Below are 25,692 nucleotides of genomic sequence, written 5' to 3'. Positions count from 1 at the left end.
ACCTCGGGGAACATCAAGCATGACAGTTGCCGAAAATGGCCGGATTCAGCCCCTGCCCTGTTCCCTTTTCGGCCCCGGAGGCTCTACCTGTAGCGGGGCCGGTCCGGCCGGCCCCCAGGGGCGAGAGGAATTGTGCGATGACCTCCGGGATGACCTCGTTCGACAAGATCTACGACCAGCCCGACCCCCGGGCGTACTTCACGGTGCTGGGACCTCTGGAGTACCAGACGCCGCATCATGCCCAGAGCGTCTTCCGGCGTATGGCCGAGACCCTCGGGGGCCCGCCCGGCGGCGAGCCGCCGGCCGTCGTGGACATCTGCTGTTCCTACGGCATCAACGCGGCGCTCCTCAACCACGACGTCACGCTGGACGAGCTCTACACCCGCTACACCTCGCCGCAGGTCGCGCCGCTCACCACGGCCGAGCTCATCGAGGACGACCGGGCGTACTTCGCGGCGCGCCGGAGGCCCGGCGCGGCACGGGTGGTCGGCATCGACGTGGCCGCGCAGGCGGTGGCGTACGCGCAGGCAGTCGGGCTGCTGGACGAGGGCTTCTCCGAGAACCTGGAGACGGCCGAGCCCAGCGGGGAGCTGCTGCGGCAGACGCGGCGGGCCCGGCTCATCACCATCACCGGCGGGACCACGTTCCTGTCCGCCAGGACGCTCAAGGCGCTCACCGCGGGCACGGACGCACCGCCCTGGGTGGCCTCGTTCGTGCTCCGGACCGCCTCGTACGCGCCGATCGCCGACGCCCTGGCCGCCCACGGCCTGAGCACGGAGAAGTACACCGTCCGCACGTTCCCGCAGCGCCACTTCAGCGGGCCGGAGGAGCAGCAGTACGCCGTCGAGGCCGTCGAGGCCGCCGGCGAGAACCCCCGCGGCAAGGAGACCGAGGGGTACTTCCACACGACCCTCTACCTCTCGCGGCCCGCGCAGGACGTGGCGGCCCTGCCCCTCACGGAGCTGCTGGGGGAGGACTGACACGGGACGCGAACCCGCGCAACGGCGGGTTCATGGTGAAGGGACGGGCGAAATCCGGCCATGAACCCGCTACGGGTACGCGCCTCCCGCCGGCTCGTACGGCCGCTCCTCCGGCAGCCTGCGCCGCGCCTCCTCCAGATCGCCGGCGGCGACGAGCGCGTGGACCTCACGGGCCAGGGGCGTGACGTCCGTGACGGACACGGTCCACTCGTCGGCGTAGCGGCGCGCCGCCTCGCCCGCGAGCCCCAGCTGGAGGGAGCGGTAGGGCAGGGCCTTCAGGTGCAGATCGCGCTCGGGATCCCACTGCACCCTGGCCGGCGCCGCCTTCAGCTCGCGCTGCCAGGCGGCACGGTCGGCGTGCACGTCCCGGTCGTAGTGGGACAGACAGGCGTTGGCCAGGGCCCAGTCGAACCCGGCGCGGTCGATCTCGATCGCGAGGACGCATTCCTGGTCGGCCTTGGTGGCCCAGCCGCAGCGGTACATCATCCAGAGAAAAGAGGGCTTGATCCAAGTCAAGCAGTGTTCGTAGTCCTTTTGAGCCTGGGCGCACCCCCGCAGGTCAGCGCACGGCTATCGCGTCCAGGTGAGCGGCCGCCAGGCGAGAGAAGCTGTCCAGGAGCGCCTTGCCCTTGGCGGCGGTGGCCAGCGAAGGCTGTCCGATGATGCCGTTGGTGGTGTAGCCCTCCATGCCGAGGGTGAGCAGGTGGGGGCGCTTCGGGGCCGAGTGGTCGTCCTCCTCTATGCCCTCGTGCACCAGGTGCGGCGCGCCATGGAGGAGTAGAGAGACCTCGAACTCGCCGCCGTGCATGTCCTCGGCGCTGCTGCTCTCCAGCTCGGCATCGGCACGGGCCTGAGCTCGGTCCTCGCTGACGGGGAAGAGGGCGACGCGGGGGCCGGTGACGTTGAGCTCTTGGACGACGTTCGACAGGACGTAGTTGCCGCCGTGGCCGTTGACGATGATCAGCCCGGGGTGCCCCGAGGCTTCGAGTGATCTCCAGATGTCGTTGACCATGGCGTACAGCGTTCCGGCGCTGATGCTGACCGTGCCTGCCATGGGGGCGTGCTCGTGAGAACAAGCCATTGTGATCGGCGGTAGCAGGAACAGGCCGTGGTCATCGGCCAGCCGACGAGCGATCAGGCAGGCGATGACGGTGTCGGTGATCAGGGGCAAGTGGTCGCCGTGTTGCTCGAAGCTCCCGATCGGCAGGACGGCAACGGCGGGCCCTCGGCGGCGCTCGTCGCCGGTGGTGGCTTGCGTGATCAGTTCGTCCATGATCCCAGCATCTCTCACCGATTCCGAGCTAGTCATGCCGCGAACCGGTCACGAACGATCGCGAAGTGCTCAAGGAAGGCCGCTACAGTCGGCAGGTTCCGCTCTGACGTCAGGGTGTCCGCCACTGCCGAGAGCACGCCGAACGTACGGGCGGATCCGGTGTACCTGACGATCCCGAGTGACTTCGTCGCGGCCTCGGCCCCGCGCTCCAGCTCACCGGCGCGGACGTACGCGCGCCCCAGCCTTGCGAGGTAGACACCTCGGTCATTCCGGAAGACCTGCGGCAGCGCTTCCAGGTGCCCTTCGAAGAGCTCGATCGCCTGTTGAGGCTTACCGAGATCGATCCAGCAGTTGGCGCGCTGCATCTCGATGTACGTCGGTGTGCAGTACGAGGTGTCGAGCCCGGTAGCCGACACTGCCTCGGCGGCTGATTCGGCCACGAGGGTGCGTGCCTCATCGAACCTGGCCAGCGCTGCCTTCGGGTTACCCATCAACGCGTACCCCTGGGCCTCCTGCTGAGCGGCGAGCGCCTCGATCTGAGGGGTGAGCCCGGGCAGACGCTGCGCCGCCTTGGCCAGCCCGACAGCTCTGCCTGCGCTGGCGCGCGCGGTTGCCTGGTTGCTCTTGCGAAAGAGGATGTAGGCCTGCATGTGGTCGTCGGCAGCCTCTTGCGCCCACTCCATCGCGCGGTCGGACCAGAGTGCCGCACGCCGGAAGTCTCCCAGGTCCTGGCACAGCCACCCGATGAACTCGGCGACTCGCCCGCCGGTCTGCAGGAGCGCCTGCCGCGGCGCCCCGCTGCTACCGCTCTCCAGCAGCCTCGTGATGGTCTGGGCGTGCTGCACGACGGCCGGGATGGTGTGCCGGGCGCCGAAGAAATTCGAGCTCTTGTAGTGCTGGGGCAGCTGGCTTTCGATGAGCGCGGCAACGAACTGTGGATCGGTGGGCTCATCATCCGGACCGGTGTCGGCCAAGCAACCGAACGGGTCCACCTCGGAAGACGCCACCTGCACAGCCACCGCGTCGTCGTCCGCCTCCCAGTCACGGCGGGCGAGACCCAGCATGCGCCCGGGGATCCGCAGGCCATCGGCGACGCGCTCAACCACGCTGATGTTGTTGATCTCGCGGTTCCCTTTGATGATCTCCCCGACGGCGCTCGGCGTCAGCTCCACACATCGCGCGAGCCGCGAAGGGTAGAAGCCCGCTCGCTTGGCCAGCTGGAAGATCACAGAGAAGTCTCGGACGCGGCACGCCTCCACCATCGCTTCCTCTCGCAGCAAGCGCGGCGGAAAGCCTTGTGGAAGTTCGGACTTGGGCATGAGCGGTGCTCCGGGGAGGGACGGAATCCGCGGTGAGGCCATGCGGGTCGGGTTACCGGCGATGTTACCCATCGTGGGTAACCACGCCGGGCTCGTTTCTCGAACTGTCACCCGTGATGCTGCTTGGCATGGAGAGACGGCAGGAAGACGCGAACGGCGAAAAGTTGGTGAGGCGTTGGGCCCGTCACCGTCGCTGTGTCGGCCTGGCGCGCACGGAACTGCGCAGAGCACTTGAAGGCTGGGGCCTGACGTCGGTCGACGACGTGGCGCTCCTGGTCCTCTCGGAACTGCTGACCAATGCGGTGGTGCATGGGCGGGTTTCGCCGGGCCGGGAGATCGAGACCCGGTTTGAGCTGGAGACGGGCGCTCTCCGTATCAGGGTCGATGACGCCTGCGAGAGGTGGCCTTCTGTGCGCGCCCAGGGCGCGGAGAGCGGCCGGGGGCTCCCCCTGGTAGCCGCGCTCTCGACCTCCTGGGGCGTGAGCAACCGCGTGGGCGTCGGCAAATCAGTGTGGGCGGTGCTGGCAGTACCGGCCGTGAAGGGAGAACACAGTGGCACGAATGCGGGCGTCACAGTTGCGGCGCGGTGACCTGGTGAGCCTCAGGGGTGACTGCCGGGAGGTCAAAGGCGTGCGCACCAAAGAGCGAGGTCTGCGGAGCGGCTCCGACGTGGTGCTGACGTTCAAGACCGGCAGTGCCGCACGCATGGAGGAGACGGACGACGTCGAGGTCTCGGTGTTCCCGTCACGGCGGGGCCGGTGACCACGGCCCGGTCGAGACTCGCAGGGGCACCCGGCCGCCGACCATGCACTCCCGGCAGGGAGCTGGACGCGCTGTTGGTGGACCTTCGTGCCCACCTGACCAGGGGACTACGTCCCGTGACGGAAGAGGCCGACGCGGCCGCGCTACGACGGCTCGAAGAGCGCGTGGCCCGCCGGATCGCCGAAGGTCACCGGTCCTCTTAGGCCGGACGAGAGCTGCCCTACCTCGGGAGGGTCCGGCTGCTCTCGTCCTTCAACTCCCTTGGGGCAGGGCTCACGGCGATCACGCCGCGGTGGGCTGTGCGGCTCCTCCGATGCCCCGGGGAGAGGCGGCGTCCTCCTCTGGTTCCGCCGCCTGCGGCCCTGCTCAAGATCCCGAACTTGGGCAGGGCCGCGAACAACAACCGCATACGAAACCGGACCACCCCGTTACCTGGCGGGCTCGGGGGTGGTCCGGCAGGGGAACGATCACGAACCCCGGTGCCGATGGTACCGGGGATATCGACGTATGTCCGTGCGATGACGTCGTCAGGCAGTGGTCAAGTAAGTTCCTCTGGAGGGAGTTTGAGCCGGATGGGATCCGATGTTGAGGAGTTCGACCCGGATGACGTGCTCTGGGTGCGCGGCGTGGACTACGTCGCCGGCTGGCGCGAGGCCACGGACGCAGCGGCGGATTTAGCGGCCGCCCTGACCGCGGCAGGGGTGCCCTTGGAGGGGACGAAGGCTACGGCACGGACGGCGCCGGACGGGTCGGGGGTAGTCCGGCTGATGTGGTCGGTGGAGACCGTACGGGCGGTGGTGGAGCTCGTGCGCGGCGACGGCCCGGAGCCACTGGCGGCCTGAGCCCAGCTGGCTTGGTTGCGTCCCTGGTTGACCTGGACCACCGAAAGTCAGCCGCGATGGCGGGGCGGCCGGTCGATCACCCGCCACGTGTGCCACCTGCACCACGTTCCAGCCTCAGCCACTCTTCGGATGCTCTTCCACGTCACGGTCGATACCACCGGTGTCGGCACCGATGTTGCCCGTACACCTCCTGCAGGCGACGACGACACTGCCACGCGAAGCGAGCCAAGCCACCGACCGTCAGCCCCGCCGCTCTACAGCCGACGATCAACGGCTCCCGGCATGCCCTTACTGACCGCGACTGACGGCTGCCGGAAGGCCGGAGGACTCGGTGGCATGCCCGCAGGGCCCTGGGGGTGGTTGTCCAGTCTTCGCGCCGCGGCGGACTCGTGATCGCCTGGGCGGTGGGGCGTCCGGCGGGACCGGCCGTCAGGCCGCAGCCCGCCGGGGCGCCCCCGGCCGCCCGGCGCGCCGACGGCGCGCCCTTGAGTAAGTGAAGAAGATTTCGACCGATCGCCGCCTCCCATCGTCGGACGGCGGGTCAGCCCGGGCCTGAGGCGCAGCGCACATGCTGGCGATGGCGAGTTGCTGGCTGGGGAGGGTTATTCATTGGTAGGCCACAGCGGCACTTGAGAACATGTAAGGACGAGTGACAACAGCGCCTGCGCCAGGCGCAGCGCGTGCTGACGCGCAGTCAGCCTGCCGAAACGGAGCCCAGCTATGAACTGCCGTGACCCGCCCCGCACCTGATGCCCTCGGAGGCCCACCCATTGACTGCCGAACCCGGCACACTCACCACCCCCGTACGCGTCCAGCACGCTGACCTCACTACCCGCGTCGCCGGAATCGCCGAAAGCCTCTTCGCCCATCACGGCGTCGCCCGCACAGCGGGAGCGGCCTGGTGACCAAGCACGATCGCGAGGCCGAACTGGCCCGACATCTGGATCGCGTCTGCCGGAAGTTCTCAACGAAGATCAGCCCGGAGGCAGCAAGGCGTCTGGCCCGCCTGTTGGAGCGCCAGCCCGGCGGGAAGATCGAATGAGACTTCATCCGCACCCCACCGGTGACCGACGCTCGTAAGGCACTGGTTACCCTGCACGAACCGCCATCCGGGACTTCCAGCACGAGGACACCACACACCTTGCTCAGCGAATACCAGCAGGATCTGAGAGACCGCTTCCTCTCCGCCCCCGTCGTACCGGCTCCGGACCCTTGGCGCCCGGTGTCCGCCCATCTGATACCGATCGGCGGTCTCCTGGGGGTCGGATTCGCACTCGACCCGGCCAGCGGGAAGGACCTGCTTATGGTCGTCTCCAGCAACGGCCACGGCCTCTTCGACGCCTCCACGGGTGAGCGACTCGCCCGGGACTACGATCCCGATCCGGAGACGAGCACGCCTACCGGACCTGACCTGTCCTGCCCGGGGCTCGGCTCGCTCGCGGGCACTCAGGTCCGCATTGCCGGATTGTTCGGCGGAGGCTTGCACACCACCACAGATGACGGCTGGACCATCCAGGTATTCAGCCCCGACTGGCCCCACCACCGGGTACTTCTCTCGGCCGACGGCGGCCTCTGCCGTGGACCCGCCGGGGAGAAGTGGTGGCACATCTTCCACTCCAGCTGGTCCGAACTGCGCGCCGCGGGATTCTCTCCGTCCGGACGTACCCTGGCCGTCGCCACCAGCAGCGACATCACACTCTTCACCAGGGCCGAACCCAACCTCTGAACGGCATATGGAGGGGCCCGGACCGCGGCCCCTCCTGCCCAGGATCTTGGTCAGAACCAGATCGGGCTCTGCTCGATGTCGATCCTGCCGTAATCGAAATAGCGCCCCTTCTTAGCGGCCTCCTTGATCTTCACGGCTTCGAACAGGAACCGCATGACGGCGTTCATGCGCTGGTGATTCCCCGCCTTCTCCAGCGCCTCCCAGCTCTCACGGGCATCCGGGCCCACGAGCCCCTTCAAGACGTCTGCGGCCGGACGGATGATCATCTTGCTCTCGACCGCAGCGATGCGCGCCTCGACCGTCTTGCGCATCTCGCGATACTCCCGCGTCTTCAGCTCCTGGCTCTCCCACATGTCCTTGAGATCATCGAGCTCTTGACGATCGGCGTCGATGGCGGCCTGGTCCTTCTCCGACAGGGATGACGGCGTGGGAGCGTCGGCCAGGTCGAGCCGCTCCAGGAGGTAGATAGCGGCCTTGGTCACGAAATCCTCCAGGATGGGGGCGGACACTGCCCGGTTGCAGCGTGAGACATCGAGCCGGTGAGTGTGGCCGTGGCAGATGTACTTCCCTCCGGCTCCGCCCATGGGCTTTCCGCAGGCAGTGCAGATGACAATGCCGCGGAGAAGATAGAACCTGCCTGCTTGACCGCTCGGCTTCCTCGCCGCGGCCCGGTACGCGCGACGCTCTCTGACCTCCAGCCACATGCCCCGGTCGATGATCGCGGGCCACTCGCCATCCCCGATCTCCTCGCCGCGGAAGACACGAATGCCTGCGACATGGCGGTTGTCGAGAAGATCGCGTACCCGGGGTGCGTTCCAGTAGCGCCCCTCCACAGTCTTCACACCACGGTCGTACAGGTCCTTCGCCAGTTGAACCGGGCTGTCCCCGTCGAGGTAGCGAGTGAAGATCTCCCGGACGATGGCGGCCTCTTCGGGGACGATCTCCATGCCGGTCTTGTCGTACCCGAACCGGCGTTTGCCGGTGTGTGGCCTTCCGTCCTTCGCCCGGTCAACCAGGGCGTCGATCAGCCGACGTGAGGTGTCGTCGCTGGAGCGGCAGGAGTGCGCAACCTCGATGCGGAGGAAGAACCGGTCGTCGGGGTCCGAGAGGTCGCGCCGATTCGCTTGCCCGTGCAGGGTGATGTCGTGGTCGTCGGCGATCTGCAACAGCTCTTCCAGATCCCGCGGCTGCCGCATCAGACGGTCCGGATGGTAGGTCAGTACGTGGCGGACGCGTCCCTTGCCCGCTTCGGCGATCAAGGCGTCCCACCCCGGACGCTTCCGCTTCCGCTGCCAAGCAGACCTGTTGTTGTCCACGAACACTTGATCCTCGGCCACGGTGAGACCGAGCCGTTCGGCGACTTCCCGGCAGATCCGCTCCTGGCGGTCCACTCCGGTCTGATCGTCGTCGCTCGCATGGGAGATCCGGCAATAGATCGCCGCGGATTGTCCTTGCCAATCGGCACGGCCGCCGACCTTCTTGGCCCGTTGCGAACCGGCCGCCTGGCCTACTCGCAGGGCCCTGCGTAAGCGCGCGTCAGCCCTCTCGTCCTTCTCGTCTGCCGTCATGGAAAGAGCCTATGAACACTGCTTGATCCACGTCATCCGGTCGCGCTTCCACGCGGCCGGGAAGCGGCCGTCGCGGGCGGCGGGAAGGCCGAGGCGGGGTGCGTAGGCCTGGTAGACGGTGATGGTGCTCTCGGTGTGCGCCGCCCGGATACGGCGGTAGGGCTCCTGCATGGGGCACAGTCTGTGCGGGCGCCGGTGACCCGGCCAAACGATTTACCGTGCGGCGGCGGGTGCGGCCGCCGCGGCTACCTGCGCGCCGGGGTGTCCAGCAGGTCGGTGACGAACTTGCGCAGCTTGCCTGCGCGGACCGGCTGGACGCCGTGGAGGACCTGGGCGCCGTAGGCGAGGGCGGTGCCGGGGCGGGTGGCGGTGACCCAGCGGGTGGAGTCGACGTCCCGGAGCCAGGCGGGCACGGCCTCGTGGCCGCCCAGATGCGGCATCCGGTGCGTCAGGGGCGTCCCGGGGGCGTATCCCTCGGCCTCGCCCACGACGGTGCCGGTCCAGACGGCCGGGCCGGCCGTGGTCTCGATGTAGAACTCGCCGCCGGCGTCGGCGTCTTCGAGTACCACGCCGATGCGTCCGATGCGCCGCGGTGCGACGGCCGGGTCGGGGATCCCGTCGATGTGCGTCGGGATGTGCTGGCCTGCCGTCAGTTCGGTGTAGTCCCAGCGGGCGTCGGCGGCCACCGAGGGCAGGGCCCGCTGCAGGACGTGCAGGGCGCGGGCGGTGGCGGAGCGCAGGATCTCCTGGGCGAGCCCGGGGGCCCGGAAGACCTCGGCCTGGCGCCGCGGCTTCCACCCGGTCGCCGCGATCTCGTGGTCCATGATCTTGACCAGCTGCCGGAGCTCCGCCGGCGTCAGGAACTCCTCGACGCTCTGCAGGGCCAGGGTCTCGGTCAGATGGATCATCAGATGCCTCCCTGTGCTCGGCGTACTCCGTACTCGGCCGCGGGAATCACCTGGCAGTGTCGTGGCTGTGCATGCCGCCCGGCAGTCGACAACTGGCCGACTTGGGGGCGGAGGCGGGGCTGGGACGGACTGGTGACGAAGCGTCACCTGAAGCGGACCCGCACGGTGCCGGAGAAAGATCGAACGGATATATCCACGAACCCCGCAATCGCTCTCCCCGCCCCCGTTCCCGGTGCTTCCCAATCGGTGCTGATACCAAGGGAATCCATTCCGCGAACCGCCGCCGCGCACAGGTGGAAGCCATTCCGCGAACGGGCTCCCGGGCACCCGGAGTGACGTGTACCCTCAAGCACCTGTCGGCAACTGTGCGGAGCTCGGGGGAGCCATGACGCCGTCAACACGTGGTGCGATTTTCAAACCCAAGGTGATCGTCGCGATCGATTTCGGTACGCACGGCACCGGATTCGCCTGGGCCACCGTCTCCGCGCTCCAGGACGCGGCGGGACACCGGGTCGTCGTCTACCAGCCGTTCACACAATCCGGGGGCCACACCTACCCGAAGGACCTGAGCGCCGTTCTGGTGAACCGGGCGGGTGAGCCGGTGAAGTTCGGCGAAAAGGCACGCAATGCCTGGGACCGCGAACTCGCTCGTGGCAACCCCCAGAATTACGGCTACGCCAGCAAGTTCAAGATGGCGATTCACGGCCGCGAGGGAAAGTCGGACATCCCGGAGTTCCAGGGCCGCCTGGCGGGGGCACGCCGTGACACCGTGAAGGACCTCGTCACCGCCACGCTCATGCACGTCCGGCAGGCCGCGCTGGACCAGATCGGCCGGTACGCGGTCGGCGGCGCGGCCTACACCGCCGACGAGATCCGCTGGTGCCTCACGATTCCCGCCATGTGGACCGAGGCCGACCGGCAGTTCATGCGGACGGCCGCCGTCTCGGCCGGGCTCCCGGGGGACGCCGAGCGGCTGCTCCTGGTGCAGGAGCCCGAGGCGGCCGCGGTCTACTGCGCGCTCAACGCGGGCACCGTGCTCGGCCCGGACCGCCCCGAGGGGCAGCTGGAGGTCGACACCCCCGGAAGCCGGTTCATGGTCGTGGACTGCGGGGGCGGCACCGTCGACATCACCAGCTACCAGATCCGTGCGGAGGGCGTCGGCTCCGGGCAGCTCAAGGAGACCCGCGTCGCCGACGGCGACCGCCTGGGCTCCGCCTACGTCAACCATGCCTTCGCCGGCGACATCCTCACCGACCGCTTCGGGGAGCAGCAGCTCAAAGCGCTCGTCTCCGCCTTCCCCAAGGAGGTCGGACAGCTGGAGTCGGCGTGGGAGACCGAAAAGGTGCGGCTCGTCTCCGAGACCGCCGCCGACGGCACTCCCGTGATCAACGACACGGTCCTCATCAGCATCCCCGGCAGGATCTGGGAGGCCCTCGACGCGGCGACCAAGGCCCGGCTGACGGTGCTCGCCTCGGGCGAGACGCACTACATCGAGATCACCGCCCACGAGGTCACGCAGCTCTTCGAATCCGTGGTGCGCCCCATCCTCGCCACCATCGAGCGGCAGCGGGCCGCCGCGTCCGGCGACGGGCCGTCGACGGGGCGGGAGCAAATGCTTCTGGTGGGCGGATTCGCCCGCTCCACCTACCTCCGCGACCGTATCGCCCAGCGCTTCGGCCACGAAGTCCGGGTGATCACACCGACGGACCCCGCCGTCGCCGTTCTCGGCGGCGCCGTGCACTTCGCCTACGACCCGTCCGTCATCTGGGGACGGCGTTCCAAATACACCTACGGATTCGGCTGCAGCATGCCGTTCCGGCACGGCATCGACCCCCAGGACAAATTCTTCATCGACGACGACGGAAACGAGAAGTGCAATGACCGCTTCGTCGTGATGGCCCGGCGCGGTGAGCTCGTCCCGACGGATCACCAGGCGCTGAGCACCGTGGCGGTATTCCCCAAGTGGACGTCGGTCCAGGTGACGATCCACGCCACGTACGCACACGACCCGGAATACACGGACGAGGAGGGCTGCGAGGCCATCGGGAAAGTCGTTCCCGATATCTCGGGCTCGGTCGGCCTCCCCACCGGCCAGCGTTCCCTGGACGTCGCGTTCTCCTTCGGGACGACGGAGATCGAGGTGGAGGTCCGCGACCGCCGGTCCGGAGCCGCCCGCCGCGCCGAGGTCGCCTTCGACGACCTCTACGGCCGCGGCAGCACCGACCGTCCCGACACCGCGCAAGGAAGGTGAGCCATGTACGACCACTACGGGTGGAACGAGCACGAGGCGCCTCAGGAGCCGCACGGCGCCCCCTCCATGCGGGCGGCGACGAGCGGCCAGTACTCGCAGGAATGGTGGCTCAGCCAGCTGCGGGACCTGCACGACCGGCTGGTGGCGGTGGAGTCGTGGCAGCACGGCACGGACGGGAGGGGCGAGCAGCAGGCCACGAAGTCCAGGAGGGGAGGCTCCGCGCAGCACGACATCTCCCGCCTGCGGGAGACGGTCGGCCTGCTGTCGGACGGCGTGACGGCGGTGGCCACCCGGGTGGAGCACCTGGAGGACAGGATCCGGCAGGTGGAGACCCTGCTGGACCGGCTGCGCTCCGCAGGCGTCCGCGACGCCATCGCCACCGGGGAGGCGCCGAGCGACATGCACCGGCGCCACTTCCAGATCAAGGAGCGCTATCAGCGCCTCGTCGACCAGGACCTGCGCCGCCTCGCCAGCGAACTGTGCCCCGCGGACGCCCGGCAGTGGGACCGGATGGCCGGCGGCATGCCGGCCGCACGGGCGCGCTCCGTCGCCGAGACCGTGCACCTGCTCTTCGCTCCGGCCCAGCAGGGCGCGGCCGCCACGACGGAGAGCGTGCTCACCGCGCTGACGGAGCGCGGCTATGCGACCGAGGGCGTCGAACCCCGGCTGCACAAGGCCGTGGACGCGGCCAACGGCATCGTCCGGGACATGGCCGCCGTCGAACTGCCCGCCACCCTGCAGTTCGACGTGGGCGTCGACGCCCTCGCCGAGGGCGACTACCAGCCGTACAACAGACAGGACACCGGAGCCCCGGGCTTCGTGGTCGCGCCGGCCTACGCCGTCCAGGGCGAGGCGCCCGAGCACCACCTGAAGGCGTTCGTCTTCCTCGTCCCGGACGAGGCGCCGTGACAGCCCCCGAGGACACCCTCTCCCTGGAGATCGTGGCCCGTGGCGTGCCGCTCGTCGACGACCGGCTGCTCCTGGAGCTGACCAACGACCTGCACACCGCGAACGACCTGGCGCGCGCGGGGGCGCGTGAGGGGTTCTTCGCCCGCCTGCTCGGCCGCGCGACCGGCCGCGACCGCATCCGCGAACGGACCGTCCGCGACCGGGTGCTCAGCACCCAGAAGCTCACGCTGCGCTGGCTGACACACCTCAGCGAGCGGATGACGGTGACCGATCTCGTGGTGGCCGAGGTCTCGGAAGAGGTGCACGACGCCAAGAAGCGCATCGAGCGCGTCGAGGCGTCCGGCCGGTGGTCGGCGGACGCCATCGGCGAGCTGGGAGCGGTCCTGGCGCGGCTGGCCAGCGACACGGGCCGCTTCTTATCCGACCACGAGCGCCGGCTCGCGGCCCTGGAGGCCCGTACGGCCATGGACGCCGCCGCCCGCCGCTGGCGCCATCCCCGGCCCGACCCCGGTCTGCCCTGGCTGGTGGGGGCGGTCCTGCTCGCCCGCGAGGTGGCCTCCGGCCCGGCCGGCACGTACGCCTTCAGCGGCGGAGAGACCCTCATGCAGCGGCAGTTGACCGAGCGCATGCTGCAGGACCCTCCCGTGCCCTGGTTCGACGGGGTCAAGTCGCTGCCGGCCATGCTCACCACCGCCGTCCGCGAGCTCCCCGGCGAGAACCACCGGCTGATGGTGGCCGAGCTGCTCGGCCTGGGCGTGGCGGACGAGTTGTCGGACGCCGCCGGGCCGCTGACCTCGGCCCTGGCCCGGGCGGCGGAGCTGGCCGTGGCCGGGGCCGGGCCCGACGAGGCCGCGCGGTCCGCCCTGCGCGACAGCAGCGGCAGCGGCGACCTCTTCCTCCCGTCCAGCCTGAGCGTCGAGCAGCTCGTGCGGCGCATCGTGGCCGAGCAGTTCGCGGAGGCGCGTCAGCGGCGGATCCGGCTCCGCAAGCTCGCGGAGTCCGGCGACGGCGGGCAGGGAGGTGCGGGCCGTGAGTGACGGACAGGACGTCGAGCGCACCTTCTCCGCGTGGGCGGAGCGTGCGAGCAGTGTGGCTCCCACGCGCGCCGTCCCCGTGCCCACGGCGCAACCGGGCCCCGGGAGCCCCGCCCCGGCCGCGGCCGGCCGGCCGCCGTTCCGGCCGACCGGTTCCCTGCGCATCGGCCTGGTCCTGGCCGGCGGGGGCGCCAAGGGCGCGTACGAACTGGGCGTCTGCGACTACCTCGCGGAAATGGGCCTCGACATCGCGGCCGTCGCCGGCACCAGCATCGGCGCGCTCAACGGCGCCGTGCTCGTCAGCGCCCCGGACCTGAAGACCGGCACCCTGCGCCTGGCGGAGTTCTGGGAGCGCTTCTCCACGCGGTCGGGCGTGACGCCCTTCGCCGACCGGGGCCTGCCGCTCGACGCGGCCGGGGCGGCGGCCGAGGACACGGCACGGCAGGCCCGGCTGCTCGCCTCGCGGCTGCTGGGCTTGCGCCGCCGCGTCGGGCTGCTGGAGGAGCTGGTCGACGAGGCGGTGGACGCGGCGGCGATCCGGGCCGGCCGGCCCCTGTGGGTGGTCGCCTACCCGCTGGCCCGCACGGAGTCCCTGCCCGTGCGGCTGCGCCACCTCATGGAAGTGATGCGGTGGCTGGGCGGCGCCAGGGGCGACGTCCTGCCGCTCAACCACCTTCCGGAGCACCAGATCCGCGAGGCCGTGCTCGCCAGCGCCGCGCTGCCCTTCATCTTCCCCTCCCGTGTGGTCGACGGCTGCGCCTACCTCGACGGCGGGCTCGGCGGTCCCGGCGACCGCACGCCGGTGCGCGCCTTCGCGGAGCAGGAGCACTGCGAGGTCGTGGTGGTGGTCCACCTGCACCCGGACGCCGTCGTGAGCTCGCACGCCGCGAGCCGCGTCACCCGCATCGACATCCGGCCCAGCGTGCCCATCGTCCCGCCCGGGCCGCTCGGGCCGCTGACCGGTCTGCTGTCCTTCTCCCCGGACCGGGTCCAGGCCCTGCGCCGGCTGGGCTACCGCGACGCGTGGGTGCGCTTCGAGGAGCTCCACCACCTGCTCGGCGTGCACAACTCCCTCTCCCTGGCCGAGACCCGCATGCTCGCGGCATTCCAGCGGCTGTGCGACACTCCCCGGCCCGCGGCACCGTCGTGACGAGCGCTCCGGAGGGCACCGTGCGAGATCTCCCCTGGCACCTGAGCCGGCCGATCGCGCACCGTGGCCTGCACGGCGGCCCGGACGCCGTGGCGGAGAACTCGATGGCGGCGTTCCGGCGCGCCGTCGAGCACGGCGTTCCCTTCGAACTCGATGTGCAGCTGACCAGGGACGGCGCCCTCGCCGTCGTGCACGACGCGGCGGTCCGCCTGCCGTCCGGCCGCGAGCTGCCCGTCACCTCCCTGCGGCTCGGCGAACTGCGGGCGGTGGCCTCCTCGGCCCTCGCGGCGCACATGCCCACCACGCTGCCCGAGGTGCTGGCCGTGGTGGCCGGCCGTGTGCCCGTCATGGTCGACGTCCGCCGCTGGGGCATGACCGGGGCGTCCGGCCTGGAGCGGGCCGTGGCGGCGGCGATCCGCGGCTACGACGGCTGCGTGGCCGTGCAGTCCTTCGATCCCCGTACGGTCTTCCGGCTGAGGCGCATGCTTCCCGGCGTGCCCGTCGGGCAGATCGCGGGCGCCCTGGCTTCCGCGCCGCCGGTCCTGCGCCCGATCGGCCGGTCCATGGTCACCAACGCCGTCTCCCGCCCCGGCTTCATCAGCTTCGAACTGGCCGCGCTGCCGTCCCGGGCCCTGCGCTTCTGGCAGCGGAGGGGCCTTCCCGTCATCGGATGGACCGTCCGTTCGCCGCAGGAGGAGCGCGCCGCCCGGGAGTCGGTGGCCAACGTCTTCTTCTCCGGATACCTGCCCGTGTCAGCCCTGTGAGCCTGGGGGAAAAGCGTGTTGAGGAAAATGGGCATCAGAGCGACGGCGCCCCGCTGGCGCAACTCCGAGGAGGGCTTCACGGCCGCCGCCGAGCGGTACGTCCTGGACGTCATCGACTTCTACGACGCCCGTGCCGGCTGGCACCGGCGCCTGTACCGGCTGAGCGGCGCCGTGGTGATCCTCGTCGGCGCGGCCCTGCCCGTCCTGACCGCCCTCGACTTCCCCGGCAAGTCCGCCGCCATCGCCGGGGCGGGATTCCTGGTGGCGATCACGACGGCCCTGAAGGGCCTCTATCGCTGGGACGTCTCCTGGATACTGCTGCGCGAGACCGAGATCGAGCTCACCCGCGTCTATCTCGCCTGGCGCGCGGGGGGACTGGGCCACGACCGCTCCGACGGCCCGTCCCGGTCGGCGAACGCCCTCCTCGACGCGGTGTTCCGCATCCGCCGCCGCGAGTCCTCGGAGTTCTTCAAGAACCTCCCCGACCCCGGCCCGGCCGCCGTCCAGCCGGTGAACGGCGGCGGCACCCCGAACCACGCAGCCCGCTGACGCGGGTCGCTGCGGAGGCCTAGGCGCCCGGCTCCCTGGCCAAGGCCTGGGCACGACCCGGCGTCACCGTGTCCGCGCCGGGGTCTCCGCGAGGAGGGTGCGCACCCACGCCGCTTCCGGGACGCCCAGCCGTTCGAAGAGGGCCAGGGCCTCGCGCAGGTGGTCCCGGCCGCGGGAGGGGTCGCCCAGGCGGGGAAGGGCCTGGCCGAGGACGGCGTGGGCCAGGCCCTGGCAGTAGGTCTTGCCCAGTTCGCGGGCGATCTGCAGCGACTGCTCGGCGCAGGAGACGGCGTCGGTGTCGCGCCATTCGGCCAGGCGGCACTCCGCGAGTCGGGCCCAGGTCAGGCCCTCCCAGCCGCGCTGCTGCTGCTCGATGAAGTAGCCGAGTGCGTCACGGAGCTGACGGGCCGCCAGGTCGGGGCGGCCGGTCTTGTGGAGGACGCAGCCGTGCTGGTAGAGGGTGAGGGCGACGGTCGGCCCGTTGCCGGTGGCCTCGGCGAGGCGGACGGCCTCGGCGGCGTCGCGTTCGGCCTTGCGCGGCTGGTCCAGGGCGAGGCGGACACGGGCGGTGTTGGCGAGCACCCGCGCTTCGCTGCCCTTGTCGTCCAGGACCTCGCACAGGATGCGGGCCTGTTCCAGCAGGGGCAGGGCGCGTGCGGGCCGGTCGGTGGCGAAGCACAGGATGCCGAGGGCGTTGGCGGCGAGGTGGCGGCACATGGGGTCGTCGGCCGCGTCCGCGAGGCGCAGCGCCTCGGACAGCTCGCGCTCGGCGGCCTCGTACACGTCGGTGAGGTAGTGCAGGTTGCCGAGGGTGTAGCGGGCGCGGGCCTCGACGCGCAGGTCGCCCGCCTCGCGCGCGGCCGCGGCGGTCAGCTCGGACAGGCGGCGCAGTTCGTCGCGGTGCGCGGGGCCCTCGATGAGGCCGGACCACGTGAGCAGCAGGTCGCCCGCGGCGCGCAGCGCGCCGGGGAGTTCGCGCACGGCCTGGGCGAGGGTGGCGGCGAGCGTGATGTGCTCGCGGCGCAGCCACTGGCGGGCCTCGTCGGCGTCGGCGAAGACGAGGCCGGGCGCGGCGACCGGGTGGAGGTGGCGGTGCAGGGCGTGGTCGGGTTCGAGGATGCGGGAGGCGTTGCCGACGGTGACGAGCAGGTGGCCGAGGAGGCGGGCGACGGCCTCGCCCCGCTCTTGGGGCGCTTCGGTGCGTTCGGCCTGGCGACGCGCGTAGAGCCGGAGGAGGTCGTGGAAGCGGTAGCGGCCGGGGGCGTACGACTCGAGCATGCCGGCGTCGGCGAGGCCCTCGGCGAGGTCCTCGGCGGTGAAGTCGTCGCGGTCGAGCAGGACGGCCGCGGCGGCCAGCGGGAGGTCGGGGGCGTCGGCGAGGGCGAGCAGGCGGAAGGCCCGGGCCTGGTCGGACGGCAGGTGGGTGTAGCCGAGCCGGAAGGTGGCCTCCACCGTCAGATCCCCGGCCTGCAGTTCGTCGAGGCGGCGGCGTTCGTCGTCGAGGCGGGCGACGAGCGAGGCGAGGGTCCAGCCCGGCCGGGAGGCGAGGCGGGAGGCCACGATGCGCACGGCCAGCGGCAGGTGGCCGCACGAGGCGACCAGGTCTCTGGCGGCGCGCGGCTCGCCTGCGACCCGCTCCTCCCCGGCGATGGCGGCCAGCAGCGAGAGGGCTTCCGGCTCGCTGGAGACGCCGATGTGGAAGTGGCGGGCGCCGCCGAGGGTGATGGCCCGGGAGCGGGTCGTCACGAGCACGGCGCAGCCGGCGGTGCCGGGCAGCAGCGGGCGGATCTGGGCGGCGTCACGGGCGTTGTCGAGGAGGAGCAGCACGCGCCGGTCGGCGAGCACGGAACGGTAGAGGGCGGCCCGTTGTTCCAGGTCGTCGGGGATGTCGGTCTCGGGGACGTCTAAAGCCTGGAGGAAGTGGGCCAGGACGCTGCCGCTGTCGGCGGGGTCGGAGCCCGCGCCCCGCAGGTCCACGTAGAGCTGGCCGTCGGGGAAGTCGGGGCGGGCCAGGTGGGCGGTGTGGACGGCGAGGGTGGTCTTGCCGACGCCGCCGATGCCGGTGAGCATGGCGATCATCACGGCGGCGCCGGCGGCACCGGTGAGTGCGCCGCGCACCTCGCGCACCAGCTCCTCGCGGCCGGTGAAGTCGGGTATGCCGGCGGGCAGCTGGAAGGGGGCGCCGGTCGGGCGGCGCGCTTCGCCGGGGCCGGGCGCGGCGGGGGCCGCGGGGGCGGGCAGCGCGAGCCCGGGGTCGCCGGCGAGCACCTGGGCGTGCAGCCGGGTCAGCTCCGGGCCGGGTTCGACGCCGAGCTCCTCGACGAGCAGCCGCCGCGCCTCGGCGTAGGCGGCGAGCGCGTCGACCTGGCGGCCGCAGCGGTAGAGGGCGAGGACCAGCTGGGCGCGCAGCCGCTCGCGCAGCGGGTGCTCGGCGGCGAGCGAGGTGAGCTCGGGGACCAGCTCGGCGTGGCGGCCGAGGGCGAGGGCGCAGTCGAAGAGGCCCTCCTGGGCACCCAGGCGCGCTTCGGAGAGCCGGTACTGCTGGCGCTCGCAGTAGGGGCCGGGGAGGCCGGCCAGTGCGGCGCCGTGCCAGAGGTCCAGCGCGGTGGCGTACGTGGCGTGGGCCGTCGCGACGTCGCCTGTGGCCTGGGCGGCGCCGGCCTCGCCGAGGAGGCGTTCGAAGACGAGCGCGTCGACGCGCTCGGGCGCCACGCGCAGGGCGTAGCCGCCGGCGACGGAGACGAGGACGGTCGCGGGGGTGCGGGCGGGACGTCCGGGTTCGAGGAGGGTGCGCAGGCGGGAGGCGTACGTGCGGACGGTGCCGAGGGCCTGGGGCGGTGCGGCCTCGCCCCAGAGGGCGTCGATGAGTTCGTCGCTGGAGACGGTGGCGCCGCCGCGCAGCAGGAGGACGGCGAGCATGGCGCGCTGCTGGCGTGCGCCCAGGTCCACGTGGTGGCCGTCCGCCAGCGCGCGTACGGGGCCGAGCAGCTGGAAATGGAACCGGTCTGCGGACGGCTCTGTTGTGTCCCGCATTCTTCCCCCGACCGTGCCCTGCCGGCTCTGTCCGGCGACAGTTGGTGACAGTACCTCAGTGACCCGTCCGGGAGCAGAGGCCGGTTGCGCTCACGGAGGGGGCCGGGCGGGCGTGCAGCCGGCCCCCGGCAGGGGCGGACCGCCCCTGCTGAGGGGCCGTTGATCGTCCGTTGATGACGTCGTTACATACTGCAGGCACAGTTGTTTCCTGCGCATCACAGCGCGTTCTACACAGGAGTTTCGATATGACCGCTGAGGACCCCAAGAACACCGAGCAGGCCGGGGCCCCCGCCGAGCAGGCCGCCGCAGCCGCGGGGCCGGCCGCCACGCCGTCCGAGGAGGCCCTTGCGGCCGAGCTGGACAAGCCGGTCGAGCACGTGGAGGGCACCGCGCCGCAGACCCAGGGCGGCAGCGGCCCGATCCGTCCGACCCACACGACGGGCGCCCAGTAGCCGCATGCCGGGCCGGGTTCCGCCGTGCGAACGGCGGGACCCGGCCTTGCCTTTGCGGCGCTCCGGTCGTTAAGGCTGAGCAAAGAACGCCCCGGCGCTGCTCCGTATACGGCCCGCGAGGAACGCATACCGGACAGGCGGCCCGCCCGGTGTCCGGTCACCGCCCGGCGGCCGTCCGCTGCCGTCACCCCCGTTCAGGGGGACGGCTCGCGGTGCCGCTGAGCCGCCGGGGGCCGGCGACCGGCACCCTTCGCGCGACCGAATGTCGCTCTTGAACTTCCGCTTGCCGCATCGGGATACTCGCCCGTATCCCGTTCTTGACATGGACGCGACGATCTCATCGGCTTGTCGTGCGCCGTGTCCTCACCGATGCGCACGCACATGTGCCCGCGCATGCACATGCGCGCCACGCATCACACCCGCACGTCCTCCACGCCCGGGCACCACCGTGCCGCCGGGCACTCCCCCACAGGAGGTCACGAGTGAAACGTTCCTGCACTGCCCCGCGCCGCATTGCCCGGCGTCACGCCGCCCCGCGCCGTACCGCCGCCGCCGGTGCGGCGATGGTGGCCCTGACCGCCGCGGCGCTGACCCTGCCCAGCGCGCACGCGAGCGCCCCGGCCCCCCGTCAGCTCTCCTCGCCGCAGGCCGCGGAGCTGGCCCGGCAGATCACCGCCGACCTCGGGGCGGACACGGCCGGCTCGTACTACGACGCCCGGACCGGAAGGCTCGTCGTCGGCGTCCTCGACCAGGAGACGGCGGCCCGGGTACGGTTCGCGGGCGCCGAGCCCCGGACCGTGCGCCACTCAGCCGCGGAACTCGCTTCGACGCAGCGGACGCTGAAGGCGGAGGCAGCTATTCCGGGCACGGCCTGGTCGGTCGACCCCCGCGCCAACAAGGTCGTCGTCACCGCCGACAGCACGGTCACCGGCGACCGTCAGGACCGGCTCGACGAGGTCGTCGCGCGCCTCGGCGACAAGGTCGCGGTCAAGAGAACGGCGGGGAAGTTCCGCCCGTTCATCGCGGGCGGCGACGCGATCTGGGGCAGCGGCGTGCGCTGCTCGCTGGGCTTCAACGTCACCAAGGGCGGCAAGCCGTACTTCCTCACGGCCGGGCACTGCGGCAACGCCTCGCAGACCTGGTCCGCCAGTCAGGGCGGCGGGCAGATCGGCGTGACCGAGAGCTCGTCCTTCCCCGGCCACGACTACGCGCTCGTCCGCTACACATCCAATGTCGCCCACCCGAGCGCGGTGGACCTCTACGGCGGCGGCACGCAGGACATCGGCAAGGCCGGCGAGGCGACCGTCGGCGAGCAGGTGCAGCGAAGCGGCAGCACCACCGGGGTCCACGGCGGTGAGGTGACCGCCCTCGACGTGACCGTCAACTACGAGGAGGGGGCGGTCGAGGGCATGATCGGCACCTCGGTCTGCGCCGAACCGGGCGACAGCGGCGGCGCCCTCTTCGACGGCGACACCGCCCTCGGCCTCACCTCGGGTGGCAGCGGCGACTGTTCCTCCGGCGGAGAGACGTTCTTCCAGCCCGTACCGGCGGCGCTGCAGGCGTACGGGGCCCAGTTGCCCTGACACACTGACGCACGGACGTGCTGACGCGCTGCCGTGACGCACCCCTTCGGGGTCCCACCGGGCGGCCGGGGGATCCCGAAGGTCTCCGGGCCGGGGTGGGTCGCCCCGGCCCGGTCGGCCGCCGGCCGGCCGCACGGCCGTCATCGGTCGCACGGCCGCCATCGGCCGCGGTCGGCCGTCGTCATCCGGCCCGGTCAGTTGACCCGGCCGTACCAGACGCTGCCCGACCAGATCTTCTCCAGCCGGACGGACGCGCCCGGCTTGGGCGCGTGCCAGATCTTGTTGCTACCCGCGTAGATACCGACGTGGTAGACGTTGCTGCCCGAGTGGAAGAACACCAGGTCGCCCGTCTGGCGGGAGCCGGCGGAGATGTGCCGGGTCTTGTTGTACTGGTCGGCCGCGGTGCGCGGCAGGTTCTTGCCGACCTTCTTGAACGAGTAGAGCGTGAGGCCCGAGCAGTCGAACCGGTTCGGGCCGGCGGCGCCGTACTGGTAGGGGGAGCCCTGCTTGGAGGCCGCGACCTTCAGGGCGGCGGCGCCCGGAGTGGCCGCGCTCGCCTCGGCCGACATGCCGGGGAGGAGCATGGACGCGGTCACGGTGGCCGCGGTGACCACCGATGCGGCACCGGCGCGGGACATGAGCGTGGATATGCCAGGGAACGCAGACATGCCAAAACCCTTCGTCATCCGCCTACGAAAGATGACCTGTCGGGTTCGGGCTGTCGAAGTTGCCCGGCCACCTGAAGTGGCTTCACCCCAAGGACCACCGCCATCGTGGTCCGCCGTGCTCGGGTCTCCCGCTCCTGCCGATCCATTCGCTTCTGCTCCGCACCCGGTACGGCGGCAGGACTCGGCGTCCGCCCGGGTCGCCCGCCTCGGTGACGGGATCTTGTTGTTCGATGCACGATCCTGCATCACGGACCGCCGGAATTCGGAGCCGAAAGGTACTTCTGTGAACTTCTTCACTTCGCGGCGATCCCTGGAACCGGAGCGTGAATCCGTATCACCAGTGGCGGGTAATCCCTTTTATCAAAAGGGAGTTGAAGAACGGATTCGAGTCACCTCGGCAGCAGGTGAAAGACCAGGTGGCGGGGGCCGCAGGAGGGCGTCTTTGCGTCAGAAAGCCGTAGCGGCGGGCTCCGTGCGGTTCGCTTCGCGGGCGCGAGGGTAGCCCTACGGCATGCTCACCCTAGGGATCGAGGAGGAGTATCTTCTGCTCGACCCGGCCACCGCGCTGCCGGTACCCCTGGCCGACGAGGTCCGGGCGGCGGTCGACCTGGAACCGGTCGTGAACGAGCGGGAGATTCAGGCGGAGCTGTTGCAGGCCCAGGTGGAAGTTGCCACTCCGGTCTGTTCCGATCTCGCCGAGGCCAGCCGGCACCTGCTGCGGCTGCGCCATGCGGTGAGCTCCGCCGCCAAGCGGTCCGGCTGCCGGATCGCCGCCTGCGGTACGGCGCCGTGCTCGGGGCCCGAGCCCATCCCCGTCACCGGCCATCCGCGCTATCTGGCGATGCGGACCCGTGCCGCCCAGCTCGTGGACGAGCAGTTCGTCCACGGGATGCACGTCCATGTCGCCATCCCCGACCGCGAGATGGGCGTGGCGGTCCTCAACCGGGTGCGCCCCTGGCTGCCCGTCCTGGTCGCCATGGCGGGCAACTCGCCCCTGTGGAACGGCCACGACACCGGCTTCTCCAGCTGGCGGACGGTGGTCTACAGCCGCTGGCCGGTCAGCGGCCCGCCCCCGTACTTCGACGGCCTCGCCGACTACGAGGAGCGCATCCAGGCGCTGTTGACGGCCGGGGCGATCGAGGACCGGGGACAGCTCTACTGGCAGGCGCGGCTGTCGGACCGCTATCCCACGATCGAAGTGCGCTGCCTGGACGTCCAGCTGCGCGCCGACGACGCCATCATGTTCGCGGGCATCGTCCGCGGGCTGGTCGCCACCGCCCTCCGCGACGAGAAGGCCGGGCGGCCCCCGACGCCCTGTCTGCCGGAGCTGCTGGCCGCGGCGAACTGGCACGCCGCGCGGCACGGGCTCGACGGGGTCCTCGTGGACCCCGGGGGCCGGCGCCGCGGCGCGGACGAGGTCGTGCGCAGCCTCCTGGCCCACGTAGGGCAGGCACTGGAGGAGTCGGGTGACACCCGGCAGGTGAGCTCGCTGGTCAGCCGCCTGCTGCGGCGGGGCACCGGGGCGGAGCGGCAGCGCCGGGCGCTGGCCACGGACGGGCTGAAGGCGGTGACGGAGCTGATCTCGGAACCGTAGCGGCAGGTCAGAAGTGCGGGTCCCCCGCGACCCGCCCGCCCAGGGCCCGGCCCGTGTCCGGGAGGTGTCGCCACCGCCTCGTCAGCAGCAGGGCCGCCGCCAGGCCCAGGTAGACGTAGGTCAGCACCTCCCGGGCGTACTCGCCCGGAAGCGCGAACTGCACCGCGAAGAGGACGAAGAGGACGGCGGCCTCCCACCGCACGAAGCGCAGGTCCAGCAGGACGACGACGGCGAGGACGGTCTGCGCGGCGGTCAGGGCGACCTCGTCGACCTGACGGGTCACCAGCGGCAGGTCCGCCCCTCCGCCGCCGAGGGCGTGGGCGAGGGGCAGACAGCCCACCAGCAGCGTCCACTGGTTGACCTTGCTGGACAGCAGCGCGCCGAGGCCGTCGCCGGCCCGCATGCGCCACGCGAAGACCACGGCCACGATCAGCTCCGGGGCCTCGGAAGCGAGCGGGGCGAGCCACTGGACCAGGACGAAGCGGTCGATGCCGAGCGAGGCGCCCGCCTCCACCAGCCCGTGCGCGAACGGCTCGGCACAGGCGAAGACGACGGCGGCGGCGCCGGCGAAGAGTACGGCCGTGACGGTGCGCCGCCCGGCCCGCGGCAGCAGGGCCAGCCGCGCCGGGACGCCGACGAGCTCCTCCATCTCACCCGAGCCGCACTTGGCGATCCGGTAGAGGTAGTAGCCGTACCAGGGGACGAGCACCACCGGTACGTACCAGCCGATCTCGCGGCTGAGCGGCATCACGAACGCGAAGACGGCGGCCACCGCGAGGAAGGCGACGTCGATGCGGCGGTGCGGCTCCAGCACGATCGCGCCGGGGCGCGCGCCGCGGCGGCGCAGCGCCAGGGCGGCGGCGAGCGCGACGAGCGGCCATCCGACGCCCACCAGCAGCCGGTTCGCGCCGGTCATGTTGGCCGCGGCGTAGGCGGCGTAGGAGGGGTCGGATCCGGCCGCGTAGGCGAAGTAGAGGTCGACGGCGTATTCGGGCAGCACCGCGATGAAGGCCAGCAGGGCCAGGGCGAGCGCCCCGGCCATGTCCACACGGGCCGTCTCCGCGGCCCACATCAGCAGGAGCGCCGAGCACAGCACGCCCAGCCCGAAGACGGCCACGGCCCACCCGGGCGCCAGCCCGGCCCCACCGAGCCGCGCCACGACGGCGGGCACGGCCCCGGCACAGGCAACGCCGATCCGCACGGCACTCGCGCCGACGGAGGGCGGCCCGGGTGCCGGCTCCGGCGCCGGTGCCGCAGGCACACCCATGACGGCCCCTTCCGCGTCGCACCTGCTCCTGCCGATGTCTCTGCCGATCTATCAGCAGGCATGTGCGGCGCGGCGCGGACAGCCCGGGGGTGACGGCCGATGCCGCCCGTTCGGCCCACAACCCGAACCGGCCCTACAGCTGATCACGAAGCTTCTCCAGCGGCCCCTGCGGGGCCGTCAGGCGGCCGAACCGCGGGATGTCGGACTCCCCGTCGACATAGACCAGAGTTTCGTCAGGCATCCCCTCTAGCGCAACACTGCCCACAGGGAATCGAACTCGTCGTCATCAAGCCCTCCCCGGCCACGCCCACATCGGCGTCACCGCCACCCTGCGCCGCCCTCATCCGCTGACGTTGCCATCAGCTACTACCGTCACCGCGCAGAATCCCCGCCAGGACGAACATCTGCCGGGGCTTCACTTCGCTGGCGCTATCGACTTTTTATGCGGGAGATATCCCACGCCGACATTCAACGTGGCCGAGAGTTAACCCTGAGGATTGACCCCTCAGAAAACTCCCAAGAGAGTCCAGCCAGGAACTCGGTGATGACGCTTACCGTCGGGAGCAGCTCATCGCCGTCGAGGTACTCGCTGTACAGGCGATTATGCACCCTAGCCGCTTCGTGATCACTGGACGGCACGTCCCCTTGCCAAACCACCAGGCCGTAGCTCATCTTTCACTCACCTCATCTCGGAGGCAATAGAGCTCAGCGCTTACCGATACTTCTTCCCGGATCCTTCTACCATGCCTTTACTCCGCCATAAAGGATCACGTTGACGTCACCCTGCGGAAGCAAATCGCCGCTCCTCAAGCCCCAACTACTCAGTTTGTTGAACCGCAGAATTACATTCCTGCCACCCCCGAGCTGCCCATACACAGTCTTCTGCGGCGGCGACACGTCCCGGCTCTCTCCGCGGAGTGAGCCCACCTCCACGTAACGCTCCCGCAGTCAGGGCCAAGCCCAGTCCGCAGGCAACTGCCCCGGCTAACGGGCGCAACCGCGCGCGACGAAACGTCCCCCCAGCAAGTCGCATGTCCTGCATCACAGAGCGCGGTCGGCG

General features: G+C 71.1%; 23 protein-coding genes, 1 pseudogene and 1 riboswitch. Of the genes and pseudogenes, 15 read left to right on the top strand and 9 right to left on the bottom strand.

All coding sequences use genetic code 11. The features are described from left to right. The first annotated feature begins 137 nt into the window (after positions 1 to 137). Positions 138 to 980 carry a hypothetical protein gene (locus tag IE241_RS24480; protein WP_190023981.1) on the top strand — a complete coding sequence of 281 codons (843 nt, stop codon included), beginning with the start codon at positions 138 to 140 and terminating at the stop codon, positions 978 to 980. Between the two features lie 69 nt (positions 981 to 1,049). Here the strand turns inward: IE241_RS24480 and IE241_RS24475 are convergent, their stop codons facing one another. From IE241_RS24475 to IE241_RS24465, 3 genes are read right to left on the bottom strand one after another with little or no spacing between them, the layout of a single operon-like run. Continuing rightward, complete coding sequence (locus tag IE241_RS24475) at positions 1,050 to 1,538, bottom strand: DUF4291 domain-containing protein (protein WP_229899780.1); 489 nt, start codon at positions 1,536 to 1,538, stop codon at positions 1,050 to 1,052. A 1-nt stretch (position 1,539) separates the two neighbouring features. Further along, positions 1,540 to 2,253 (bottom strand): creatininase family protein, encoded by a 714-nt coding sequence (locus tag IE241_RS24470; protein WP_190023979.1) that lies wholly within the window; start codon positions 2,251 to 2,253, stop codon positions 1,540 to 1,542. Between the two features lie 32 nt (positions 2,254 to 2,285). Then, positions 2,286 to 3,572, bottom strand: coding sequence for an NsdA family TPR-like regulatory protein (locus tag IE241_RS24465; protein WP_190023978.1), 1,287 nt, complete (start codon positions 3,570 to 3,572; stop codon positions 2,286 to 2,288). A 128-nt stretch (positions 3,573 to 3,700) separates the two neighbouring features. Here IE241_RS24465 and IE241_RS24460 point away from each other — a divergent pair, with 128 nt between their 5' ends. From IE241_RS24460 to IE241_RS24445, 5 genes are all read left to right on the top strand, one after another. Then, positions 3,701 to 4,162: an ATP-binding protein gene (locus tag IE241_RS24460; protein WP_190023977.1), complete on the top strand. Its 462-nt coding sequence runs from the start codon at positions 3,701 to 3,703 to the stop codon at positions 4,160 to 4,162. A gap of 40 nt (positions 4,163 to 4,202) precedes the next feature. Further along, positions 4,203 to 4,334 (top strand): hypothetical protein, encoded by a 132-nt coding sequence (locus tag IE241_RS34665; RefSeq protein WP_268254427.1) that lies wholly within the window; start codon positions 4,203 to 4,205, stop codon positions 4,332 to 4,334. A gap of 572 nt (positions 4,335 to 4,906) precedes the next feature. Further along, positions 4,907 to 5,176 carry a hypothetical protein gene (locus IE241_RS24455; RefSeq protein WP_190023976.1) on the top strand — a complete coding sequence of 90 codons (270 nt, stop codon included), beginning with the start codon at positions 4,907 to 4,909 and terminating at the stop codon, positions 5,174 to 5,176. A 901-nt stretch (positions 5,177 to 6,077) separates the two neighbouring features. Further along, positions 6,078 to 6,218, top strand: coding sequence for a hypothetical protein (locus tag IE241_RS24450; protein ID WP_190023975.1), 141 nt, complete (start codon positions 6,078 to 6,080; stop codon positions 6,216 to 6,218). A 99-nt stretch (positions 6,219 to 6,317) separates the two neighbouring features. Beyond that, on the top strand, positions 6,318 to 6,902 hold the full coding sequence (locus IE241_RS24445) for a hypothetical protein (RefSeq protein WP_190023974.1): 585 nt from the start codon (positions 6,318 to 6,320) through the stop codon (positions 6,900 to 6,902). A 50-nt stretch (positions 6,903 to 6,952) separates the two neighbouring features. Here IE241_RS24445 and IE241_RS24440 read toward each other — a convergent pair whose 3' ends face one another. The 3 genes and pseudogenes from IE241_RS24440 to IE241_RS24430 all read right to left on the bottom strand — a co-directional run bounded on the left by IE241_RS24440 (position 6,953) and on the right by IE241_RS24430 (position 9,378). Further along, positions 6,953 to 8,470 carry a recombinase family protein gene (locus IE241_RS24440; RefSeq protein WP_190023973.1) on the bottom strand — a complete coding sequence of 506 codons (1,518 nt, stop codon included), beginning with the start codon at positions 8,468 to 8,470 and terminating at the stop codon, positions 6,953 to 6,955. 21 nt (positions 8,471 to 8,491) lie between these two features. Beyond that, positions 8,492 to 8,641: pseudogene (locus IE241_RS24435) on the bottom strand (DUF4291 family protein); the annotation flags it as partial. 74 nt (positions 8,642 to 8,715) lie between these two features. Further along, complete coding sequence (locus IE241_RS24430) at positions 8,716 to 9,378, bottom strand: hypothetical protein (RefSeq protein ID WP_190023972.1); 663 nt, start codon at positions 9,376 to 9,378, stop codon at positions 8,716 to 8,718. Between the two features lie 424 nt (positions 9,379 to 9,802). Between IE241_RS24430 and IE241_RS24425 the strand changes: the two genes are divergently transcribed. From IE241_RS24425 to IE241_RS24400, 6 genes are read left to right on the top strand one after another with little or no spacing between them, the layout of a single operon-like run. Continuing rightward, on the top strand, positions 9,803 to 11,629 hold the full coding sequence (locus tag IE241_RS24425) for an Hsp70 family protein (protein WP_190023971.1): 1,827 nt from the start codon (positions 9,803 to 9,805) through the stop codon (positions 11,627 to 11,629). 3 nt (positions 11,630 to 11,632) lie between these two features. Next, the gene (locus IE241_RS24420) at positions 11,633 to 12,538 is read left to right on the top strand and encodes a hypothetical protein (protein ID WP_190023970.1); all 906 of its coding nucleotides are present in this window, start codon (positions 11,633 to 11,635) and stop codon (positions 12,536 to 12,538) included. Then, entirely contained in the window at positions 12,535 to 13,575 is a 1,041-nt protein-coding gene (locus IE241_RS24415; RefSeq protein ID WP_190023969.1) for a diguanylate cyclase regulator RdcB family protein, read from the top strand. The genes IE241_RS24420 and IE241_RS24415 overlap by 4 nt, the downstream gene beginning before the upstream one ends. Next, entirely contained in the window at positions 13,568 to 14,722 is a 1,155-nt protein-coding gene (locus tag IE241_RS24410) for a patatin-like phospholipase family protein (protein ID WP_190023968.1), read from the top strand. The genes IE241_RS24415 and IE241_RS24410 overlap by 8 nt, the downstream gene beginning before the upstream one ends. Positions 14,723 to 14,742: 20 nt before the next feature. Continuing rightward, on the top strand, positions 14,743 to 15,486 hold the full coding sequence (locus tag IE241_RS24405) for a glycerophosphodiester phosphodiesterase family protein (RefSeq protein ID WP_190023967.1): 744 nt from the start codon (positions 14,743 to 14,745) through the stop codon (positions 15,484 to 15,486). A gap of 27 nt (positions 15,487 to 15,513) precedes the next feature. Further along, positions 15,514 to 16,035, top strand: coding sequence for a DUF4231 domain-containing protein (locus tag IE241_RS24400; RefSeq protein ID WP_190023966.1), 522 nt, complete (start codon positions 15,514 to 15,516; stop codon positions 16,033 to 16,035). A gap of 63 nt (positions 16,036 to 16,098) precedes the next feature. Here the strand turns inward: IE241_RS24400 and IE241_RS24395 are convergent, their stop codons facing one another. Beyond that, on the bottom strand, positions 16,099 to 19,068 hold the full coding sequence (locus IE241_RS24395; protein ID WP_190023965.1) for an AfsR/SARP family transcriptional regulator: 2,970 nt from the start codon (positions 19,066 to 19,068) through the stop codon (positions 16,099 to 16,101). A 245-nt stretch (positions 19,069 to 19,313) separates the two neighbouring features. On the opposite strand from IE241_RS24395, the gene IE241_RS24390 reads away from it, so the two are divergent. Both IE241_RS24390 and IE241_RS24385 read left to right on the top strand, forming a co-directional pair. Beyond that, on the top strand, positions 19,314 to 19,520 hold the full coding sequence (locus IE241_RS24390; RefSeq protein ID WP_190023964.1) for a hypothetical protein: 207 nt from the start codon (positions 19,314 to 19,316) through the stop codon (positions 19,518 to 19,520). A 512-nt stretch (positions 19,521 to 20,032) separates the two neighbouring features. After that, on the top strand, positions 20,033 to 21,103 hold the full coding sequence (locus IE241_RS24385) for a S1 family peptidase (RefSeq protein WP_373300754.1): 1,071 nt from the start codon (positions 20,033 to 20,035) through the stop codon (positions 21,101 to 21,103). Positions 21,104 to 21,297: 194 nt separating this feature from the next. Here the strand turns inward: IE241_RS24385 and IE241_RS24380 are convergent, their stop codons facing one another. Beyond that, on the bottom strand, positions 21,298 to 21,771 hold the full coding sequence (locus IE241_RS24380) for a C40 family peptidase (protein WP_190023962.1): 474 nt from the start codon (positions 21,769 to 21,771) through the stop codon (positions 21,298 to 21,300). A gap of 4 nt (positions 21,772 to 21,775) precedes the next feature. Beyond that, positions 21,776 to 21,938, bottom strand: a riboswitch (cyclic di-AMP (ydaO/yuaA leader). A 344-nt stretch (positions 21,939 to 22,282) separates the two neighbouring features. On the opposite strand from IE241_RS24380, the gene IE241_RS24375 reads away from it, so the two are divergent. Continuing rightward, positions 22,283 to 23,365 carry a carboxylate-amine ligase gene (locus IE241_RS24375; RefSeq protein WP_190023961.1) on the top strand — a complete coding sequence of 361 codons (1,083 nt, stop codon included), beginning with the start codon at positions 22,283 to 22,285 and terminating at the stop codon, positions 23,363 to 23,365. A gap of 7 nt (positions 23,366 to 23,372) precedes the next feature. Here IE241_RS24375 and IE241_RS24370 read toward each other — a convergent pair whose 3' ends face one another. After that, complete coding sequence (locus IE241_RS24370) at positions 23,373 to 24,632, bottom strand: sodium/calcium exchanger protein (protein ID WP_190023960.1); 1,260 nt, start codon at positions 24,630 to 24,632, stop codon at positions 23,373 to 23,375. Positions 24,633 to 25,692 lie beyond the last annotated feature (1,060 nt).

Source organism: Streptomyces hiroshimensis, from assembly GCF_014650335.1.
Classification (GTDB): Bacteria; Actinomycetota; Actinomycetes; order Streptomycetales; family Streptomycetaceae; genus Streptomyces; species Streptomyces hiroshimensis.
The sequence above is the reverse complement of the archived record's forward strand: the minus strand, read 5'-3'. Positions and strand labels throughout refer to the sequence as shown.

Coding starts and splice junctions, on each gene's coding strand:
- IE241_RS24480 (WP_190023981.1), top strand. CDS start 138: ATGACCTCCGGGATGACCTCGTTCGACAAGATCTACGACCAGCCCGAC.
- IE241_RS24470 (WP_190023979.1), bottom strand. CDS start 2,253: ATGGACGAACTGATCACGCAAGCCACCACCGGCGACGAGCGCCGCCGA.
- IE241_RS24465 (WP_190023978.1), bottom strand. CDS start 3,572: ATGCCCAAGTCCGAACTTCCACAAGGCTTTCCGCCGCGCTTGCTGCGA.
- IE241_RS24460 (WP_190023977.1), top strand. CDS start 3,701: ATGGAGAGACGGCAGGAAGACGCGAACGGCGAAAAGTTGGTGAGGCGT.
- IE241_RS24455 (WP_190023976.1), top strand. CDS start 4,907: ATGGGATCCGATGTTGAGGAGTTCGACCCGGATGACGTGCTCTGGGTG.
- IE241_RS24440 (WP_190023973.1), bottom strand. CDS start 8,470: ATGACGGCAGACGAGAAGGACGAGAGGGCTGACGCGCGCTTACGCAGG.
- IE241_RS24430 (WP_190023972.1), bottom strand. CDS start 9,378: ATGATCCATCTGACCGAGACCCTGGCCCTGCAGAGCGTCGAGGAGTTC.
- IE241_RS24420 (WP_190023970.1), top strand. CDS start 11,633: ATGTACGACCACTACGGGTGGAACGAGCACGAGGCGCCTCAGGAGCCG.
- IE241_RS24400 (WP_190023966.1), top strand. CDS start 15,514: ATGGGCATCAGAGCGACGGCGCCCCGCTGGCGCAACTCCGAGGAGGGC.
- IE241_RS24395 (WP_190023965.1), bottom strand. CDS start 19,068: ATGCGGGACACAACAGAGCCGTCCGCAGACCGGTTCCATTTCCAGCTG.
- IE241_RS24390 (WP_190023964.1), top strand. CDS start 19,314: ATGACCGCTGAGGACCCCAAGAACACCGAGCAGGCCGGGGCCCCCGCC.
- IE241_RS24380 (WP_190023962.1), bottom strand. CDS start 21,771: ATGTCTGCGTTCCCTGGCATATCCACGCTCATGTCCCGCGCCGGTGCC.
- IE241_RS24375 (WP_190023961.1), top strand. CDS start 22,283: ATGCTCACCCTAGGGATCGAGGAGGAGTATCTTCTGCTCGACCCGGCC.
- IE241_RS24370 (WP_190023960.1), bottom strand. CDS start 24,632: ATGGGTGTGCCTGCGGCACCGGCGCCGGAGCCGGCACCCGGGCCGCCC.